We start from the raw sequence: 15,704 nt of genomic DNA, 5'->3' as shown, positions 1-15,704 counted from the left end.
TGAGGGTTGCACGCCCACGACCACTTCCACACGATCGAGTGATCAGGGTCGGCCGGGACGTGACCACAGGGAGCCTGTATCCCGCACAACGAGCGGCTCGGCACTTGGGTTACGGACGGCTGATGATCGGGTCAGAAAGGCAACGCGCTTTCACGGAACGTGAGTTGGATGTCGCCCACCGTTGCCCTGAGTGGCCGTCGTCAGCGGGTGTCAGCGGGCGTCGTCCGGCAGGAGCCGGGCGAGGGTGCGCACGGCCCGGTACTGGAGGGTCTTGATGGCGCCCTCGTTCTTGCCCATTACGCGGGCGGTCTCGGCGACCGAGAGGCCCTGGAGGAAGCGGAGCGTCACGCACTCCTGCTGCTGGGGGTTGAGCCGGCGTACGGCGTCGAGGAGCGCGGCGTTGGAGAGGGACTCCAGGACGGAGTCCTCCGGGGAGCGCTCGACCTCGTTGGCGTCGAGCATCTCGCCGGTGGTGACCTCCAGGCGGAACCGGCTGGACTTGAAGTGGTCCGCCACGAGGTTCCGGGCGATCGTCACCAGCCAGGCGCCGAAGTCGCGGCCCTGCCAGGTGAAGGTGCCGATCCTTCTGAGCGCCCGCAGAAAGGTCTCACTGGTCAGGTCCTCGGCGGTCGCCTTGCCGCCTACCCGGTAGTAGATGTACCGGTACACCGTGTCGCTGTACTGGTCGTAGAGGCGGCCGAAGGCCTCGGCCTCTCCTCCCTGGGCGCGCTCGACGAGGTCCATCATCCGGGCGCTGTCGCTGTCGGCGGCCGGCCGGCGGGTGGTGGCGGCGCCGGACGTGCGGCCGCGTCTGCCGACCGCCGCGCTGCTCTCGGCCAGTGCGTAGCACGGGCCGGCGGGTGCGGCGGTGGCGAAGGCGGGGACGGCGTACGCGGTGGGGACTAGGCCGCGCAGCGTCTCTTTGACCGCCGCGACTGTTGCGCGCAGCGTAGCCAGGCCCGAGGCGTCAACCCCGACGTGTGGGTACACGGGACTCCCAGAGGCAGAGCTTCCATCACGTGCAGTACGGGACCGTTCACCCGTCGTAGCGACGGAGGGGTACCGGTTTGCGTCTGAGGAGAATAACGCTTCGTGCAGGCACTGCTACACCGAGTTGCTCAAATCATCGATTGCGTCGCTTCTGTAACCGATTGACGCCCCTTCAAGTGCCGCAGAGTGATCGGTTGTTGATCGGAAAAGGGTGGGTTTCGGCGAAGTGGGGGGCGTGTTGGGAAAGTGCGGGCATAATCCGGCGGCAGACGACACGTTTCGGCATCGTTGGGCACATGACAGATGGACCCGTGCCGCCCAGCGGCACGGGTCCATCTGTCATGTGGGTGAGCGTTACCGACGACGCCGGCTCAGGGCGATCGCTGCCGCAGTGCCACCGGCAACCGCGCCGACGCCCGCCGCCGCCGGAATGCCCACCTTCGCCGCCTTGCGGCCCGTGCGGTAGTCGCGCAGGCGCCAGTCCTTCTCACGCGCGTGTTTGCGCAGTTTGGTGTCGGGGTTGATCGCGTAGGGGTGGCCGACCAGGGACAGCATGGGGATGTCGTTGTGGCTGTCGCTGTAGGCGGCGCAGCGGGAGAGGTCGAGGCCTTCCGCCGCGGCCAGGGCTCGTACCGCCTCCGCCTTGGCCGGGCCGTGCAGCGGTTCCCCCACCAGCTTGCCCGTGTAGACGCCGTCGACCGACTCCGCCACCGTGCCGAGTGCGCCCGTCAGGCCGAGGCGGCGGGCGATGACCTGGGCGATCTCGACGGGGGCCGCCGTGACCAGCCACACCTTCTGGCCCGCGTCCAGGTGGGCCTGGGCGAGGGCCCGGGTGCCCGGCCAGATGCGGTCGGCCATGTACTCGTCGTAGATCTCCTCGCCGATCGTCTCCAGTTCGGCGACGCGGTGGCCCTTGACGATGGAGAGGGCGGAGTCGCGGGCTTCCTGCATGTGCTCGGGGTCCTCGACGCCGGCCAGCCGGAACCAGGCCTGCTGCCAGGCGAACCTCGCCAGGTCGCGGGTCTCGAAGAACTTCCGCTTGTACAGGCCCCGTCCGAAGTGGAACAGCGCGGCGCCCTGCATCACGGTGTTGTCGAGGTCGAAGAAGGCGGCGGCCCGGTCGTCGCCGATCACCGGGAACTCCGGTTCCTGCTCGGCGGCCTGTGCGGCCTGCGCGACCTGTGCGGCCTCCTGCGCTTCCTGCGAGGACTTGCGGGCGGCCTCCGCCGAGGCCTCGCCTGCCAACACGCTCCGCGCCGTGGCGGAGCGCCTACGGGGAGTGAGCCATCCGAGAGCGGCCATGGCGTGAGCATAGCCAGTTTGTTCGGTGGTTCCGGAGTCGAGAGGTTGGAAGGGTGTGAACTCTCCGCGTCCGCGTCGTTAAAGAAGCGCGAGAATGGCCGACATGAGTCCCCTCTTCCGGCGTAAGGCCGCCCCTCAGGAGCGATTGGTCACGCTCATCCGCAAGTCCGGCTGTCATCTGTGCGACGACGCGCAGGTGGTGATCGAGAAGGTCTGCGGCGAACTCGGCGTCCCCTGGGAACAGAAGGACATCACCGAGGACCGGCAGCTCCACGACCAGTACTGGGAGCAGATCCCCGTCGTCCTCGTCGACGGCCGGCAGCACACCTTCTGGCGGGTGGACGAGGGCCGTCTCCGCAAGGAACTGACCGAGTAGTACAAGACCGCGCCGAACGTCCCTTAGGATCGACGGCGGTTTGGTCTCGGGGGCGGGATTCACGAGGAGTGTGTCGGTTTTGCCCCCAGGAAGGGCCCAGTGATGACGCGCGTGACCCCGGTCACGTTGGCCGGGCAAATCGGACACCATCTTTGTGCACGCGTTCACAAAGACATAGCCTGCTGTCGACGGGGCGGTCTGGGGACGTATGACCGCCTGCAGCCCCGCTCTACCCGCAGGAGCACCGTGGCAACTGGCCGAACACACCGACCGGCGACCCGTAGCCGAGGGATTCCCGAGGCCACCGTCGCCCGGCTTCCGCTGTACCTCCGAGCCCTGACCGCACTGTCGGAGCGCTCGGTACCCACGGTCTCCTCCGAGGAACTGGCCGCGGCGGCGGGGGTCAACTCCGCCAAGCTGCGCAAGGACTTCTCGTACCTGGGCTCCTACGGAACGCGCGGTGTCGGCTACGACGTGGAGTATCTCGTCTACCAGATCTCCCGTGAACTCGGCCTGACCCAGGACTGGCCGGTTGTCATCGTCGGTATCGGTAACCTCGGCGCCGCCCTGGCCAACTACGGCGGCTTCGCCTCCCGTGGCTTCCGGGTCGCCGCGCTGATCGACGCCGACCCGGCGATGGCCGGAAAGCCGGTCGCGGGCATCCCCGTCCAGCACACCGACGACCTCGAGAAGATCATCAGCGACAACGGGGTCTCCATCGGCGTCATCGCCACCCCGGCCGGTGCCGCCCAGCAGGTCTGCGAACGGCTCGTGGCCGCCGGGGTGACCTCCATCCTGAACTTCGCGCCGACCGTGCTGTCCGTCCCGGACGGCGTCGACGTGCGCAAGGTCGACCTCTCCATCGAGCTGCAGATCCTCGCCTTCCACGAGCAGCGCAAGGCCGGCGAGGAGACCGCCGAGGGCGGCCCGCTGCCCGCGGCCGCCTCCCGGGGCGCGGCCGCCGACGATTCCGCCGACCAGGGGCCCGACGGGGACGTACCCGCCGTGATGCCGGCATGAGTCTCCTCGTCGTAGGGCTGAGCCACCGCAGCGCCCCGGTCAGCGTGCTGGAGCGGGCCGCGCTGAGCGCGGACGCCCAGGTCAAGCTGCTCCAGGACACGGTCGCCGCCGAGCCCGCCACCGAGGCCGCGGTGCTCGCCACCTGCAACCGCATCGAGCTGTACGCCGACGTGGACAAGTTCCACGCCGGTGTCGCCGAGCTGTCCACGCTGCTCGCCCAGCACAGCGGGGTCGGCCTCGAGGAGCTGACTCCGTATCTCTACGTGCACTACGAGGACCGGGCCGTCCACCACCTGTTCTCGGTGGCCTGCGGGCTGGACTCGATGGTCGTCGGCGAGGGGCAGATCCTCGGGCAGATCAAGGACTCCCTGGCCCGCGCCCAGGAGCTGCACACCGCCGGCAAGCTGCTGAACGACCTGTTCCAGCAGTCCCTGCGGGTCGGCAAGCGGGCCCACTCCGAGACCGGCATCGACCGGGCCGGCCAGTCCCTGGTCACCTTCGGCCTGGAGCAGCTGGCCGCGGGCGGCGACGTCCAGGAGTGGGCAGCGGGCAGGAAGGCGCTGGTCATCGGCGCCGGGTCGATGTCGTCCCTGGCCGCCGCCACGCTCGCGCGGGCCGGCGTGGCCGAGATCGTCGTCGCCAACCGCACCTTCGAGCGCGCCGAGCGCCTTGCGCAGATCCTGTCCGAGGGCGACGAGACGGCGGTGACCGCCCGCGCGGTACGGATGGATGCCGTGCCGGGCGAGCTGACACGTGCCGACGTCGTCGTCTCCTGCACCGGGGCGACGGGTCTGGTCCTGACGTGCGAGTCGGTCGCGCAGGCGGTAGAGGGCCGCACCGGGGAGCCGGTGGCCGACCTCGCCGACAGCGCTCGTACGACCGTGAAGGCCCCGCTGCCGGCCGCCGGTGTCGGCACCGAGGAGAACTGCCCGCTGGACCTGGCCGCCGTACAGGGCGCGACCGGCTTCTCCGTGCTCGGCGAGGCCGCCGTGGCCGGGATGGACGCGGCCACCCTGGAGCAGCACGCGGCCTGGGTCGACAACGGGACCGTGGACCGGCGCTCCGTGGGCCGCGGCCCCGAGGCCGACGCCAAGCTGATCAGCGCGCTCGCCGCGACCGCGGCCACCGTCGGCCGTATCCCCGAGCACCGCAAGCCGGAACCGGTCGCCGTGATCCCGCGCCCGGCCCCGGCCGTGTTCCTCCTCGACCTCGCCATGCCCCGCGACATCGACGCGGCCGTGCACCGGCTGACCGGGGTACGCCTGGTCGACATCGAGTCCCTCGCCGAGGCCTCCGCCGACGCGCCGATGGCGGCCGACGTGGACCAGGTCCGGCGTATCGTCTCCGACGAGGTCGCGGCCTTCGGCGCGGCACAGCGGGCGGCGCACATCACGCCGACCGTGGTCGCGCTGCGCACCATGGCCGCCGACGTCGTCGCCGGTGAGATCGCGCGGCTCGACGGCCGCCTGCCCGACCTGGACGAACGCCAGCGCGGCGAGATCCGGCAGGCCGTGCACCGGGTCGTCGACAAGCTGCTGCACGCGCCGACCGTACGGGTCAAGCAGCTCGCGGCCGAGCCCGGCGGCACCGGGTACGCGGACGCGCTGCGCACCCTGTTCGACCTCGACCCCGAGACGGTGGCCGCCGTCTCCCGGGCCGAGGACAGCACAGACAAGAAGGACCGACCGGCATGACTGAGAGAGCACTGCGGCTCGGGACCAGGCGGAGCAAGCTCGCCATGGCCCAGTCCGGGCAGGTGGCGGAAGCCGTGAGCCGGGTGACCGGCCGGCCCGTCGAGCTGGTCGAGATCACCACGTACGGCGATGTCTCCCGTGAGGCGCTCGCGCAGATCGGCGGCACCGGTGTGTTCGTCACGGCGCTGCGCGACGCGCTGCTGAAGGGCGAGGTGGACTTCGCGGTTCATTCGCTCAAGGACCTGCCGACCACGCAGCCCGAGGAGCTGGTCCTGGCCGCCGTTCCGGTGCGCGAGGATCCGCGGGACGTGATCGTCGCCCGGGACGCGCTCAAGTTCACGGACCTGCCGCGGGGCGCCCGCATCGGTACCGGCTCCCCCCGCCGCATGGCGCAGCTGAACGCGTACGCGCGCGCCCACGGCCTGGACATAGAGACGGTCGCGATCCGCGGCAACGTCGACACGCGGATCGGATACGTCCGCGACGGCGAACTCGACGCCGTCGTACTGGCCGCCGCCGGACTGAACCGGATCGGCCGGATCGACGAGGTGACCGACTTCCTGTCGGTCGACACGGTTTTGCCCGCCCCCGGCCAGGGGGCCCTGGCGATCGAGTGTGCCGCGGACAACGCGGACCTGATCGCGGCGCTCGGCGAACTCGACGACCCGCTCACCCGGGCCGCCGTCACCGCCGAACGGTCACTGCTCGCCGCCCTGGAGGCCGGCTGCAGCGCCCCTGTGGGCGCGCTGGCCGACCTCCTGGCCGACGGGCAGATTGTCAAGGAAATGCGCCTGCGTGGCGTCGTCGGCACGACCGACGGCACCCGCATGGTGCAGCTGTCCACCACCGGTCCCGTGCCCCAGACGCACGAGCAGGCGATGGCACTCGGTCGCGAACTCGCCACCGAGATGCTCGCCCAGGGCGCGGCCGGTCTGATGGGGGAGCGAGCACAGTGAGCCCCACCACCCTTCCCGCCGGTCCGGAACACGGGCACGTCACCTTCCTCGGTGCCGGACCCGGGGATCCGGGACTGCTGACTCTGCGCGCGGTCGAAGCGCTGTCGAACGCGGACGTCCTGATCGCCGAGCACGACGTGCTCGACGTGATCCGGACGCACGCCCGACAGGGTGTCTCCGTCGTGCCGATGGACGCGGACTCCTCCTCGGTGTCGCCGCCGGGCACCGGCACGCCACAGCTCACGGTCGTTGACGGCACGTCAACAACCGCCGCCGCTCCGGCCGCTGCCCGGGATGCCGCTCATCTTGTCATGGAGGCTGCGCGGGGCGGCAGGCGGGTCGTCCGTGCGGTGTCCGGGGACCCGGGACTTGATACGTACGCGGCCGAGGAAATGCTCGCCTGCGCCGCCGCCGGTGTGTCCTTCGAGGTCGTACCGGGTGTGGCGGCCGCGGTCGGCGTGCCGGCGTACGCCGGTGTGCCGCTGCGGGACGCGCAGGGCGCGGACGTCCGGTTCGTGGACGCCCGTACCGCCTCCGGCCGGTGCTGGACGGAGGTGGGCGCCTCCGACGGCACGGTGGTCGTGTCGACGACGCTGGACTCGGTGGCCGCGGCGGCGGGTGAGCTGGTGTCCGCGGGCCGTAAGCCGGACACCCCGATGACGGTGACGGTCGCCGGTACGACGACTCGTCAGCGCACCTGGACCGCGACCCTCGGCACGATCGCGCAGACGCTGAAGCAGGCGAAGGTGCTGCCGTCGCCGGACGGCGGCAAGCCGGTGATAGCCGTGGTCGGCGAGCGTTCCGCCGCCGCCCAGCGCGACCAGTTGTCGTGGTTCGAGTCCAAGCCGCTGTTCGGCTGGAAGGTGCTCGTGCCGCGGACGAAGGAGCAGGCGGTGTCGCTCTCCGACCAGCTGCGCTCCTACGGCGCCGTGCCGCACGAGGTGCCGACGATCGCCGTCGAGCCGCCGCGGACGCCCCAGCAGATGGAGCGGGCCGTGAAGGGGCTCGTGACCGGGCGGTACGAGTGGATCGCCTTCACCTCGGTGAACGCGGTCAAGGCCGTGCGGGAGAAGTTCGAGGAGTACGGGCTCGATGCCCGGGCCTTCGCGGGCATCAAGGTGGCCGCGGTGGGTGAGCAGACGGCCAAGGCGCTGGTCGACTTCGGTGTGAAGCCGGATCTGGTGCCCTCGGGGGAGCAGTCGGCCGCGGGTCTGCTGGAGGACTGGCCGCCGTACGACCCCGTCTTCGACCCGATCGACCGGGTGTTCCTTCCCCGTGCCGACATCGCCACCGAGACGCTGGTCGCCGGGCTCATCGAGCTGGGCTGGGAGGTCGACGACGTCACGGCCTACCGGACGGTGCGGGCCTCGCCGCCGCCGGCGGAGACGCGGGAGGCGATCAAGGGGGGTGGCTTCGACGCCGTTCTCTTCACGTCGTCCTCGACTGTCCGGAACCTGGTGGGTATCGCGGGCAAGCCGCACAACGTGACCGTGATCGCGTGTATCGGTCCGGCTACGGCCAAGACCGCCGAGGAACACGGTCTGCGGGTCGATGTCATGGCTCCGGAGCCGTCGGTGCTGAAGTTGGCGGAGGCTTTGGCCGACTTCGGGTTGAAGCGGAGGGCTGCCGCCCTGGAGGCGGGGGATCCGGTGACTCGGCCGAGCGAGCGCCGGCCGGGGGCGCGTCGGCGCCGTACGACGACCTGAGGTACCAGGGGGCTTGCCCCCTGGACCCCTGTTCGCCCACCCCCAGTCGAAACTGTTGGCTGGGGGTGGGCTACGGGACCGCGCTCAGCCTGTTACGCCGGTGTGCCTCCCGCGTAGTCGCTGTTGAACGTCGTCTCGATGGTGGAGGCCACCGGCTGGGCCACGCCCGTGCCGGTGAGGATGATGCCCAGCTCCCTGTTGTTGCTCAGGGAGTTGCTGCTGATGTTCATGGAGCCTGCCTCCACCTCCTGCGTGGACAGGCCGTAGTCGCCGACCATCGCCTTGGCGTGGATGTAGAAGCCGTTGGGGTCGGAGTAGCCGACCACCTTGCCGCCCGCGGACTTGATGGCGGAGACCTGGCTGGAGTAGCTGGAGGGGTTCTCCAGGACCACGCGTACCGCCACGCCCGCCTTGGCCCGGGCCACGATGGCGTTGACCACCGTGCTGTCGCTCAGTTCCAGTTCCTCCACGTCGAGGGTCTTCGTGGCGGCGTTGATGAAGGACACCAGGCGGTTGCGGGAGTCCGTGGGGGACCAGAGCAGATGGTCGCCGTCGGTCGGGGTGATGGACGTCGCCGTGTAGTCCGCGTTGAAGACCTTCTCGATCGACGCCACGTCCCTCGTGTCGTCGTCGAAGACGCCGTAGTCACGGCTCGTCGTGTAGTACTGGGACGTCAGGTTCCCGGTCATGATCAGGGACTTGGTGCCGTCCACCGTGATCGTCTTCTGGTGGGTGTAGACGAAGGCGGACGAGGACCAGACCACGCCCACGCCCGCGTTCTTCAGGGCCGTGTACGCCGAGTTGTTGGCCGTCTGGTGCTGGCGGTCCAGGATGACCCGGACCGTGACGCCCTTGTTCTCCAGGGCTATGAGGTCGTTGACGGCCGTCGTGTCCTCCAGCTCGTACATGGTCATGTCGAGTGTGCTGGTGGCCGAGTTGACGAAGTCGTAGATGGTGGGCTGGCTGCCGCTCTGGGAGAAGGCGAACGCGGAGTAGCTCGCGGCGTTCGCGGGGACGGCGGTGGCGACGACGGCGGCGCCGGCCGCCAGGGCGACGCCCGCGCGGCCGAGGACCTTCCACAGCATGCGTGACTCCTGGTTGGGGAGAGGGAACTCACGGTGGGGGGAGTGGCGGGTGCATGACACCACGCGCGTAGAACGCTGGGGAGTCGCGCGGATCGAGGGACGGCCAGGAGAGCGCAAAGACTTCGTATGACGCGGAGCTGCCGGGGAGGGGCGAAGCCGACCGTCGTTGCTCGGCGGCACTACGCGTCCTGAGCGCGGGCTCCTCCTGCCGCCCCTTCGTTCAGGTCGACATGCCGTCGGCAAGAGGAGCCCTCGGCCGGGCGTAGCGTAGAAGCCATGACGAAGTACGGATCCTTCCCCGGTACGCGTCCCCGGCGGCTGCGCACCTCGCCCGTCATGCGGCGGATGGTCGCCGAGACGCGGCTGCATCCCGCCGACTTCATCCTTCCGGCATTCGTCCGCGAGGGTGTCAGCGAGCCCGTGCCGATCGCGGCCATGCCCGGGGTCGTCCAGCACACCCGCGACAGCCTGAAGAAGGCCGCCGCGGAGGCGGTGGAGGCCGGGATCTCCGGGATCATGCTGTTCGGCGTGCCGGAGGAGAGCAAGAAGGACGCGCTCGGGACGCCGGGTACCGATCCGGACGGGATCCTGCAGGTCGCCATCCGCGATGTGCGGGCCGAGGTCGGGGACGACCTGCTAGTCATGTCCGACCTGTGCCTGGACGAGACCACCGACCACGGGCACTGTGGGGTGCTCGACGCGCAGGGCCGGGTCGACAACGACGCCACCCTGGAGCGGTACGCCGAGATGGCCCAGGTGCAGGCCGACGCCGGCGCCCATGTGGTCGGCCCCAGCGGGATGATGGACGGCCAGATCGGCGTCGTCCGCGACGCGCTGGACCAGATCGGCCGTGAGGACGTCGCCATCCTGGCCTACACCGTCAAGTACTCCTCCGCCTTCTACGGCCCGTTCCGCGAGGCCGTCGCCTCCTCGCTGAAGGGCGACCGGAAGACGTACCAGCAGGACCCCGCCAACTGGCGCGAGTCCCTGCGGGAGCTGGAGCTGGACCTGGCCGAGGGCGCCGACATGGTGATGGTCAAGCCGGCCGGACCGTACCTCGACATCCTGGCCCGGGTCGCCGACAGCGTGGACGTACCCGTCGCCGCCTACCAGATCTCCGGCGAGTACTCGATGATCGAGGCCGCCGCCGAGAAGGGCTGGGTCGAGCGCGACCGGGCCATCTTCGAGGCCCTGACCGGCATCAAGCGGGCCGGGGCGCGGAACATCCTCACCTACTGGGCCACCGAGGTGGCGCAGAAGCTGCGCTGACGGACACGGTTGGAGATCGTTCCGGTACCGGAAGGGCGGCGGACCACGCGCTGGCGTCAGAGTCATGAGCTGGTTCATCGAGGCGCTGAAGAAGTACGCGGTATTCAGCGGGTGTGCGCGCCGCAAGGAGTACTGGCTGTTCATGCTGTTCGCGTGGCTCGTCTACGTCGTGCTGGCGACCATCGGGGCCGCGGCCCACGCGCCCTGCATCGTGGGCATCGCCGTGGTCGCGTTCCTGCTGCCGGCCTTGGGCGTGACGGCCCCGCGAGTCGTCGTCCGTCGTCCGGCGTCCGCACATCGAGGCCGCCCGGGCCGTTGCCCGGGCGGCCTCGATGGTTCACCAGCCGGCGATGTCGTCCTGGTTCTGCTGCCAGTACGTGACCTTCAGCGAGCTGTCGTAGTACACGCCCTTCGCCGGCAGCGCCGGAGTCGCGGAGGCGCCGCCGCTGCTGTTGGGGGTCTTCCCCTGGAAGCCGACGGTCAGCTTGTGGCCCGTCATGCCGCCCTCGCCGCTACCGTCGGCGGCGGAGAGCAGGACGGCCGCGTAGCCGGACTCGCCGGGCGCGAGGGTCGTCACGGCCTGCGGGTGGGTCTGCTCGTCGGCCTGCGGCACCCACTGCATCTCGTCGAAGCGCAGGACGGGGAAGTAGGTCAGGTCGCAGTACTTCGAGCCGGTGTTCTTGACCGTGATGAGCATGTGGTTGAGCGGTCGGGACACCGGCTGCGCGGTGACCTTGGTGTTGGAACCGTTGCACAGGACGCGGTTCTTCGGGTCCCACGGCTCCGAGGAGCCGCCCGACGACGAGCCCGAGGAGCCCGAGGAAGCGGAGGATCCCGAGCCCGAGGACGTCGAGCCCGAGGACGTCGAGGAGCCCTTGGCGGAGCCGGACGAGCCCGAAGAGGAGCCCGAACCCGCCGACTTGTCGGAGGCGGGCGTCGCGGTGCCCTTGTCGCCCGCGGTCGTCGCCGCCGTCGAGGAGGGCTGCGAGGCACCTTCGTCCTTCGTGCCCGTGCCGTCGCCGCACGCCGTCAGGGCGAGTGCGGCGAGGGCGACTCCGGTGACCGCGAGCAGGGGGGTACGGCGGATACGCATGGCTGGTCTCTCTCCCGAGTGGTGGCGTGCTTGGATGGCCACAGCTTGTGGGGCGGTCCGTCCCGCCTGCCACACCCGGCGGACGATCAGGGACGCTGGAATGCCCACATAGGCCCTGAGCTGCGGAAACATCCCGTCTCTGGAACGCGGGAACGGGACACGGGGAGAGGGAGGAACAGTGCCGGGCAGCACTGCAGGCGCCGATTTCGGCGCGCTGTTAAGGGAGTTGAAGGACCGTTCGGGGCTCAGCTACGGCGTCCTGGCCAAGCGGCTCCACATGAGTACGTCGACGCTCCACCGCTACTGCAACGGGGACGCCGTACCGACCGACTACGCCCCCGTGGAACGCCTCGCCCGCCTCTGCAAGGCCTCGCCGGACGAACTGGTCGAGCTGCACCGGCGGTGGGTGCTGGCGGACGCGATGCGGGGGTGGAAGGGGGAGCCGCAGAGGGACCAACAGGGGCAGCAGCAGGCAGGCGAGGCCACTTCGCAGGCGCCGTCGAACGAGCCCGAGGGGCAAGGGCACCAGGAAGACGAGCAGCGGGAAGACGAGCGGCAGGAAGACAGGCGGCAGGAAGAGAAGCCGTCGAGTGAGGCCGGGGCGTCGCCCGTACCCGTGGTCGTACGACGGCCCTCCACCCGCCGCGCCCTCCTCGCCGCCGGTGCCGTCGCCGTCGTTCTCGGCGCCATCGCCCTCGTCGTGAGCCTCCCCGCGGGCGAGGACGGCAAGGGGGCCGCTCCCGCAGGGGCCGCCGCCGGGCGGAGCGAGAGCGTCGAGGCGCCTGCGCGCTCCTCGGCGAGCCCGGCCGGCGGGACGGAGCGCCCGGCCTCCCCGCGCGCCTCCGACTCCCGGACCTCTGCACCGGGCACGACCAAGGGCAAGGGCGCGGGCACCAGCAAGGCCACGACAGGCGCGGGCGGTGGCACCGGAACGGACATCGCCGCCCCGCCCCTGACGGTCACCACCCGCCCCTACACCTGGGAAGACCCCTGCTCCCAGCGCTACTTGATCAACCGTCCGCCGACTCAGGTCGCTCCGCCGCCGAACGAGGACGACGCGACGGCATGGGTGGCCGCGCACGGTGCCGTCTCCTCCGGGGATCAATACGTCACGCTCACCGTGCAGGGCACCGGCGAGGAGACCGTGGTCATCGACCGCCTCACCGTGCATATGGCGGGCAAGCGCTCGCCCCTCGCCTGGAACGACTACGCCATGGGCTATCCGGGCGTGGGCTGCGGCGGCGGCGTCCCGGCCCGCTCCTTCACCGTCGCCCTGGACGCGGCACGCCCCGCCGTCCTCCCGAAGTCGGGGCACCGGGACTTCCCGTTCAAGGTGAGCGAGTCCGACCCGGAGGTCTACTACATCAAGGCCGACGCCTCCGCGTACGACGTGAGCTGGTACCTGGAGCTGACCTGGTCCAGCGGTGCACGCCACGGCACGCTCCGGGTGGACGACCACGGCAGGCCGTTCCGCACGAGCGGCAACAACGGGCGGCCCGCCTACGAGTTCCCGCTGGGCGGCTCGGGGTGGGTCAAGGAGGGCACGACCAAGTTCTGAGAGCGGCGGTCGGCGTGCCGGATGTCCGGATCGCGGAATTACGGGTGTAGGCAGCACCCAACTCCCTAGGCTGCGAACGGAGACGACCTCCCGGAGCCGAAGGAGAGCCGACCATGACCGTCGCCGAGCCCGCGCCACCCCGTGCCCCCGTTCCGCCGCTCGCGGCCCGCGCCCGCAGCGTGGGCGGTTCGCCCATCCGGGACATCCTGGCGGTCACCGCACGCCCCGAGGTGATCAACTTCGCGGGCGGCCTCCCGGCTCCCGAGATGTTCGACCGCGAAGGCATAGCGGCCGCGTTCCGGGACGTGCTGGCGGAGACCCCCGAGCAGGCGCTCCAGTACGCCACCACGGAGGGCGAGCCGCTCCTCCGGTCCGGCCTGGCCGACCGCATCACCTCCTTCGGCCTGCCCACCACCGCCGACGACCTGCTCATCACCACCGGCTCCCAGCAGGCCCTGTCCCTGCTGGCGACCGCGCTGCTCGAACCCGGTGACACGGTCCTGGTCGAGAGCCCCTGCTATCTGGCGGCGCTTCAGGTCTTCGGGCTGGCGGGGGCGCGCGTGGTGGCCGTGCCGGGGGACGACGACGGGGTCGACCCGGAGGCGCTGGAGGAGGCGGTGCGGCGCGAGCGCCCGAAGCTGCTGTACCTCGTCCCCACCTTCCAGAACCCCACCGGCCGTACGATGCCGACACCGCGCCGCGAGGCCGTCGCCGCCGTGGCCGCCCGCCAGGGGCTGTGGATCATCGAGGACGACCCCTACGGCGAACTCCGCTACGACGGCACGCGCCCGCCCTGGATCGCCGCCTGCCCCGGCGCCGAGGACCGTGTCGTCCTGCTCGGCTCCTTCTCCAAGGTCATGGCCCCCGGCCTCCGCCTCGGCTGGCTCCGCGCCCCCGCCGAACTCCGGCGGGCGTGCACGGTGGCCAAGCAGGCGGCGGACGTGCACACGGCGACCCTCAACCAACTGGCCGCGGCCCGCTACCTGCACGTCCTGGACACCCATGTGGCCCGCGTCCGTGCCGTCTACGGCGAACGCCGGGACGCCATGCTCACCGGCCTCCCCGACGCCCTCCCGGAGGGCTCCACCTGGAGCCGGCCCGAGGGCGGCATGTTCCTGTGGGTCCGGCTCCCGGAGTCGTACGACACCACGGCCCTGCTCCCGCGCGTGGTGGAGCAGGACGTGGCCTATGTCCCGGGCGCCCCCTTCTACGCCACCGCCCCCGACCCTCGCACCCTGCGCCTGTGCTTCGTCACGCAGACGCCGGAGGAGATCGCGGAGGGACTGCGCAGGCTGGGGAGGGGGCTGAAGGTCTGAGTGCCGCTGGTCGGGGTCAGTCCCACCAGAAGGTCCAGCTCTGTGCGCCGACCAACTCCTCGGCGTACTCCCGGATGTTCTCGGGCCCGTTCTGCATGATGGCGTCCGGGCAGAACGCGAAGTGCTCCGCCGCCACCGCCTCGGCCTCGGCCAGGGTGGCCGGCGGGGCCGCGACCGACACGAGCAGGGTGTCGAGGCCGAGCGCCACCACCCGGATCCCGAACCGGTCCTCCCAGGAGCGCAGCACCGCGCAGAGCCGGGCCACGTCACCCTCGTAGTTCACCGGGCCGGTCCAGCCGATCGCCGCCGGTATGTCGGCGGACCGGCGGGCCGGAACCAGGGCCAGATGCGGCTCCTCGATCCACGAATCCCGGCCGCCCTTCACCGCGTCGGCGACCTGGGCGGCACACGTGTCGGGATCCACGGCAAGGGTGCCCGCCGGCGCGAGACCCGGCCACTCGGGCCCGAACGGCTCGATGTCCTCCGCCAGTTCCCTGTCCGCCGCCTCTTCCTCCCAGTACTCCTCGAGGACGTCCTCGACGTCGTGATCTCCGGGGTACGACGTCTCGCCGGGCAGCAACACCCAGTCCCCCAAACCCCCCTGAGAACTCCCCACGTCCACGAGCACCGGCAACAGCCCGGCGCGCGCGGCCGACCCGCTCAGTGCCTTCCAGGTGCCGGGCGCGGACTGCTTCTGCGCGTACCACAACAGGGGCTCGGGCCAGGGGCCGTCGTAGGTCTGGTCGATCAGCCTGCCGGGCGGCAGCTGAAGCCCGAGCGTACGACCGCTGGGGTCGGTACTCAGCTTGGGCAGCGGGTTGGGAAGAGTCGCCATGACGGTGACTGTAGGGGCGGGCACTGACAGTGGGGTGGGAGGGGGGAGTTGGTGCTGCCCTACACGAGCGTCGTGATGCAGAACGGATGGCCGGCGGGGTCGAGGAGAACGCGCCAGCGCTCCGGGTCCGGCTGGAACTCGGGCTTGGTGGCGCCCAGGTCGAGCAGTCGCTTCTCGGCCAGGTCCAGGTCGTCCACGCCCAGCTCGATGTGCGCCTGCTTCTCCTGCGTGGGGTCGGGCCAGGTGGGCGGGCGGTAGTCGGCGAGGCGGTTGAAGCCGAGGCCGGCGGCGCCCTCCTGGCCGAGCAGGACGAAGTCGTCGGTGGAGAACAGGACCGGGAAGCCGAGCAACTCGCCGTAGAAGCGGGACATTTCGGCGGGGTCGGCGCAGTCGAAGGTGACGGCGGCGTAGCGGAACGCGGGTGCGGAAGGGGTCTCTGTGGTCATGGGGAGGACGCTAGAACCTGACCAGGACAGTTCCGGTCCTGGTTGTGGCGCCGTGTGG

General features: G+C 70.8%; 14 protein-coding genes. 8 read left to right on the top strand and 6 right to left on the bottom strand.

The genetic code is table 11. From position 1 onward, the window contains the following. Positions 1 to 210 precede the first annotated feature (210 nt). Together CRP49_RS10305 and CRP49_RS10300 are read right to left on the bottom strand one after the other, a co-directional pair. Entirely contained in the window at positions 211 to 990 is a 780-nt protein-coding gene (locus CRP49_RS10305; RefSeq protein ID WP_097253108.1) for an ECF subfamily RNA polymerase sigma factor, BldN family, read from the bottom strand. Between the two features lie 354 nt (positions 991 to 1,344). Continuing rightward, positions 1,345 to 2,292, bottom strand: a complete 948-nt coding sequence (locus CRP49_RS10300; RefSeq protein ID WP_094215704.1) for an HAD family phosphatase — start codon at positions 2,290 to 2,292, stop codon at positions 1,345 to 1,347. 94 nt (positions 2,293 to 2,386) lie between these two features. Here CRP49_RS10300 and CRP49_RS10295 point away from each other — a divergent pair, with 94 nt between their 5' ends. The 5 genes from CRP49_RS10295 to CRP49_RS10275 all read left to right on the top strand — a co-directional run bounded on the left by CRP49_RS10295 (position 2,387) and on the right by CRP49_RS10275 (position 8,044). Beyond that, complete coding sequence (locus tag CRP49_RS10295; protein ID WP_094215703.1) at positions 2,387 to 2,668, top strand: glutaredoxin family protein; 282 nt, start codon at positions 2,387 to 2,389, stop codon at positions 2,666 to 2,668. 246 nt (positions 2,669 to 2,914) lie between these two features. Further along, positions 2,915 to 3,688 carry a redox-sensing transcriptional repressor Rex gene (locus tag CRP49_RS10290; protein WP_097253107.1) on the top strand — a complete coding sequence of 258 codons (774 nt, stop codon included), beginning with the start codon at positions 2,915 to 2,917 and terminating at the stop codon, positions 3,686 to 3,688. Continuing rightward, a complete protein-coding gene (locus CRP49_RS10285) occupies positions 3,685 to 5,382 on the top strand; it encodes a glutamyl-tRNA reductase (RefSeq protein ID WP_097253106.1) in 1,698 nt (565 codons plus the stop codon). The genes CRP49_RS10290 and CRP49_RS10285 overlap by 4 nt, the downstream gene beginning before the upstream one ends. Next, positions 5,379 to 6,338 carry a hydroxymethylbilane synthase gene (hemC, locus tag CRP49_RS10280; protein ID WP_094215700.1) on the top strand — a complete coding sequence of 320 codons (960 nt, stop codon included), beginning with the start codon at positions 5,379 to 5,381 and terminating at the stop codon, positions 6,336 to 6,338. Before CRP49_RS10285 ends, hemC begins: the two co-directional genes overlap by 4 nt. After that, positions 6,335 to 8,044 carry a bifunctional uroporphyrinogen-III C-methyltransferase/uroporphyrinogen-III synthase gene (locus CRP49_RS10275; RefSeq protein WP_097253105.1) on the top strand — a complete coding sequence of 570 codons (1,710 nt, stop codon included), beginning with the start codon at positions 6,335 to 6,337 and terminating at the stop codon, positions 8,042 to 8,044. Before hemC ends, CRP49_RS10275 begins: the two co-directional genes overlap by 4 nt. A 92-nt stretch (positions 8,045 to 8,136) precedes the next feature. Here CRP49_RS10275 and CRP49_RS10270 read toward each other — a convergent pair whose 3' ends face one another. Then, on the bottom strand, positions 8,137 to 9,129 hold the full coding sequence (locus CRP49_RS10270) for a phospholipase D-like domain-containing protein (protein WP_097253104.1): 993 nt from the start codon (positions 9,127 to 9,129) through the stop codon (positions 8,137 to 8,139). Positions 9,130 to 9,405: 276 nt separating this feature from the next. Between CRP49_RS10270 and hemB the strand changes: the two genes are divergently transcribed. After that, a complete protein-coding gene (hemB, locus tag CRP49_RS10265) occupies positions 9,406 to 10,398 on the top strand; it encodes a porphobilinogen synthase (protein WP_097253103.1) in 993 nt (330 codons plus the stop codon). Positions 10,399 to 10,735: 337 nt separating this feature from the next. Here hemB and CRP49_RS10255 read toward each other — a convergent pair whose 3' ends face one another. Then, positions 10,736 to 11,491 (bottom strand): DUF4232 domain-containing protein, encoded by a 756-nt coding sequence (locus CRP49_RS10255; protein WP_179851567.1) that lies wholly within the window; start codon positions 11,489 to 11,491, stop codon positions 10,736 to 10,738. A 178-nt stretch (positions 11,492 to 11,669) separates the two neighbouring features. On the opposite strand from CRP49_RS10255, the gene CRP49_RS10250 reads away from it, so the two are divergent. Together CRP49_RS10250 and CRP49_RS10245 are read left to right on the top strand one after the other, a co-directional pair. Further along, complete coding sequence (locus tag CRP49_RS10250; protein ID WP_097253102.1) at positions 11,670 to 13,049, top strand: helix-turn-helix transcriptional regulator; 1,380 nt, start codon at positions 11,670 to 11,672, stop codon at positions 13,047 to 13,049. 113 nt (positions 13,050 to 13,162) lie between these two features. Next, positions 13,163 to 14,365: a PLP-dependent aminotransferase family protein gene (locus tag CRP49_RS10245; protein ID WP_097253101.1), complete on the top strand. Its 1,203-nt coding sequence runs from the start codon at positions 13,163 to 13,165 to the stop codon at positions 14,363 to 14,365. A gap of 16 nt (positions 14,366 to 14,381) precedes the next feature. On the opposite strand, the gene CRP49_RS10240 is transcribed toward CRP49_RS10245, so the two are convergent. Further along, complete coding sequence (locus tag CRP49_RS10240; protein WP_097253100.1) at positions 14,382 to 15,200, bottom strand: DUF4253 domain-containing protein; 819 nt, start codon at positions 15,198 to 15,200, stop codon at positions 14,382 to 14,384. A 59-nt stretch (positions 15,201 to 15,259) separates the two neighbouring features. Next, complete coding sequence (locus CRP49_RS10235; protein ID WP_097253099.1) at positions 15,260 to 15,646, bottom strand: VOC family protein; 387 nt, start codon at positions 15,644 to 15,646, stop codon at positions 15,260 to 15,262. Positions 15,647 to 15,704: the final 58 nt, after the last annotated feature.

Origin of the sequence: Streptomyces sp. Ag109_G2-15 (genome assembly GCF_900215565.1) — a bacterium.
Classification (GTDB): domain Bacteria; phylum Actinomycetota; class Actinomycetes; order Streptomycetales; family Streptomycetaceae; genus Streptomyces; species Streptomyces diastatochromogenes.
This window is presented reverse-complemented; position numbering and strand designations above follow the sequence as displayed.

What these genes read in the sequence shown, in the direction of transcription:
- CRP49_RS10300 (WP_094215704.1), bottom strand. Translation starts at nt 2,292, where the DNA reads ATGGCCGCTCTCGGATGGCTCACTCCCCGTAGGCGCTCCGCCACGGCG.
- CRP49_RS10295 (WP_094215703.1), top strand. Translation starts at nt 2,387, where the DNA reads ATGGCCGACATGAGTCCCCTCTTCCGGCGTAAGGCCGCCCCTCAGGAG.
- CRP49_RS10285 (WP_097253106.1), top strand. Translation starts at nt 3,685, where the DNA reads ATGAGTCTCCTCGTCGTAGGGCTGAGCCACCGCAGCGCCCCGGTCAGC.
- hemC (WP_094215700.1), top strand. Translation starts at nt 5,379, where the DNA reads ATGACTGAGAGAGCACTGCGGCTCGGGACCAGGCGGAGCAAGCTCGCC.
- CRP49_RS10270 (WP_097253104.1), bottom strand. Translation starts at nt 9,129, where the DNA reads ATGCTGTGGAAGGTCCTCGGCCGCGCGGGCGTCGCCCTGGCGGCCGGC.
- hemB (WP_097253103.1), top strand. Translation starts at nt 9,406, where the DNA reads ATGACGAAGTACGGATCCTTCCCCGGTACGCGTCCCCGGCGGCTGCGC.
- CRP49_RS10255 (WP_179851567.1), bottom strand. Translation starts at nt 11,491, where the DNA reads ATGCGTATCCGCCGTACCCCCCTGCTCGCGGTCACCGGAGTCGCCCTC.
- CRP49_RS10245 (WP_097253101.1), top strand. Translation starts at nt 13,163, where the DNA reads ATGACCGTCGCCGAGCCCGCGCCACCCCGTGCCCCCGTTCCGCCGCTC.
- CRP49_RS10240 (WP_097253100.1), bottom strand. Translation starts at nt 15,200, where the DNA reads ATGGCGACTCTTCCCAACCCGCTGCCCAAGCTGAGTACCGACCCCAGC.
- CRP49_RS10235 (WP_097253099.1), bottom strand. Translation starts at nt 15,646, where the DNA reads ATGACCACAGAGACCCCTTCCGCACCCGCGTTCCGCTACGCCGCCGTC.